Genomic DNA, 2,620 nt, shown 5'->3' with positions numbered 1-2,620 from the left:
CTCAAGGCGGTGATGGCCAAGCCAATCCAGCCCACGGCCACGAAGGGGTGAATGGGCACCAGCTCCCCCTGCAACTGGGATCCCAGCACCAGCCGCGCCAGCGTGCCCACCAGGATGGAACTACGGAAGATCTCCGTGGGCACGTATAGGCCACCAGAGCCGGAGAGCTTCAGGCCAACCAGCAGCACCACCAAGGAAAGGAGACCCCCCGCCGCCGGGCCGGCAAAGGCAATGTCAAACAGGGCCTTGCGGTTGGGCACCGGCGACTGGATGCGGTTTAGGGATCCCAGCGTGCCAATCCCCAAGCTGGGAATAACAAAAGCTGGGCTGAGGCGTACGCCGTACTTGCCGGCCATCCAGCGGTGTCCGGTCTCCTGCACCAGCAAAATGGCAAAGATCCCCGCCGCCACCGGCAGGGCCTCCACCCAGCGCCCCGGCGCCTCCAACAGCCGAAAGCCCAGCAGGTTGGCCCCCACCTCCAAAGTGGCCAGAAAGCTAGCTATCATCAGGCCCGCAGCCAGGATCTGTGCCCCTGTCGAAGCGCGGTAGTTGACAATCTCATCTGGCAAGACCACCACCGCCGGCTTTTCCGAGGCATCCTCCACCAAAAACAGTTGGTAGCGGTTGCCCAGCCGCTCCTTCAGCTTTTCTGTCAGCAGGGGCACCACCACCTCTGCCTCGCCGCGCAGGTTGCCCTTGAAGATCGCCCCCTCCCCGTAGGGAATGGTCTCGGTGACAAAGAAGGTGTCCAGACCGAAGATGGATTGAATCGCCTGCAAATCTTCCGCAGAGATGCCCCGCAAGACCAAAGGTTGCTCGACAGGCGTCTCCCCAGCCCCTTCCGAGGGGATTTCCTGCCGCTCCTCCATCTGGGCCAACTGCTGTCGCCGCGCCTGCAGCTCCTGCTGGGCCAACTGGCGGGTTTTGCGCCCCACGGCAATGTAGAGCCCCGTGAACACCAGCAATAGCAGCAGGAAGCCGGCAAAGTTGAGGTAAACCCCAAACAGCAAGAGCCCTAGGAAGACCACCCAGGGCAAAAGAAGCAGGGATCCCTGGAACCACACCCAGACGGCTAAGGATCCTCGCTGGCGGGCTCGCCAGAACCCCCACCCCAAAAAGGCCAGCGTTCCTAACAAAAAGAGGGGCGTAATCTCGGCGGCGATGTTCATGGCTGACCTACGAGGTTTACCGATACTGAGCTGGGATCAAGAGCCGCTCAAGCAGAAACAGCCGCTTCTCCAAAACGAGGCTCCGGCTGCTCCCACAAGTAAAAGCCAGCTTTGCGCGGTTTGAGCAGGAACAGCCGCAGGAACTGGTAGGCGTTGTTGAGGTAAAGGGGCAGCTTGCGCAGGCCCTTGAAGGGGCCAGAACCGCGGGCAATCTCCCTCAACTTGGCGTTGTTGGCCACGCACTTCTGCAGCCGGCGCACAAACTCGGGGTTCTCCACATCCAGCACCACCGGGAAGACCTTGGCCGCCTCGCGGTTGGTCTTGTAGATCACCTCCATGTCGTAGGTATGGGGATCCAGGCCAATGAGGCGGTAGAAGTCCGGGCGCTCGCCCACGTCGTTGAGGTACATGGTGGCAAACACCGACAGCAGGAAGAAGCGGCACCACAGCTCCGCCACCCATCCCTTGAGCAGCCGCGGCTGGCTCAGGAGCATGAGGGCAAAGAAATCACCGTGGCGGTTCTCGTCCTGACACCAGTTCTTGAAGAAGTTGAAGATGGGGTAGATGCAGTCTTCGGGGTGAGCCTCCAGGTGGCGGTGGATAAGGATGTAGCGCCAGTAGCCGATCTTCTCGGAGAGATAGGTGGCGTAGAAGATAAAGCGGGGCGCAAAGTAGGTGTAGGACTTGTGCTTGGTCAAAAAGCCCAGGTCAAAGGCCATGTTGAAGTCGCCCATGGCGCGGTTGAGGAAGCCGGCGTGGCGGGCCTCATCGCGGCTCATCAGGGCAAAGCACTCGGCCAAGACCGGGTTGGTCTCCTTCAGCTTGCGAGATAGCTCCTTGTAGAGCAGGAAGCCAGAGAACTCCGCCGTGCAGGAGCGCTCCAAAAACTCCACAAACAGACGCCGCGCCTCCGGATCAAGCCGGCTTTCCCAATCTTGGTTGAACTCCTCGCCGCGGACAAAGTGGTGGCGGTTGTAGTCGGCGCGAAACTCCTCCAGGATGGCCCGGAAGTCGGCCTCTCGATCGCCTAACCCCATCTTGGCGATGGCCTCGAAGTCGGTGGTGTAGAAGCGCGGTGTCAGGATGGTCTCAGTGGGCACTCGCGCCTGGGTTTGGGTAGCTTGCAAAGTGGAACTCATAGGGGTTACAGGATGAAAAGGCCAGTATACTCTCGCAGTTTACCAGCCTCTTTGGCCGTCGAGGGGATAAGAAGTGTTACCGACAGGCCCCGGATCCCCTACGACGGCAGCGCCACCGGCTGGGATCGCGTGGGATCCGTCAGCTCACTCCCCTCCTCCGAAGGCGGGATCACCTGCCAGAAGAGAGGCAGGTAGCGCTCCCAGTTCTGCAGGATGCGCTCAGCTTTGGGAGAATGAGTGCGGCGGTAGTGCTCCTGGATCAGGCCCTTCAGTTGTGCTTCCGCCGCCGCTGTTTGCAGCCGCTGGATGCGC

3 protein-coding genes are annotated in these 2,620 nt (G+C 61.1%); all 3 read right to left on the bottom strand.

Annotation, left to right across the window (positions count from 1 at the left end; translation table 11 throughout):
* On the bottom strand, window positions 1-1,169 hold a 1,169-nt coding region (locus NW835_RS07405; RefSeq protein WP_414414933.1), incomplete at its 3' end, for a site-2 protease family protein.
* A 47-nt stretch (window positions 1,170-1,216) separates the two neighbouring features.
* On the bottom strand, window positions 1,217-2,308 hold the full coding sequence (gene acsF / locus NW835_RS07400; RefSeq protein ID WP_414414932.1) for a magnesium-protoporphyrin IX monomethyl ester (oxidative) cyclase: 1,092 nt from the start codon (window positions 2,306-2,308) through the stop codon (window positions 1,217-1,219).
* A 98-nt stretch (window positions 2,309-2,406) separates the two neighbouring features.
* A partial coding sequence (locus NW835_RS07395; RefSeq protein WP_414414931.1) for a hypothetical protein occupies window positions 2,407-2,620 on the bottom strand: 214 nt, incomplete at its 5' end.

The organism is Synechococcus sp. OH2, from assembly GCF_047462155.1.
Taxonomy (GTDB): Bacteria; Cyanobacteriota; Cyanobacteriia; order Thermostichales; family Thermostichaceae; genus Thermostichus.
This window is presented reverse-complemented; position numbering and strand designations above follow the sequence as displayed.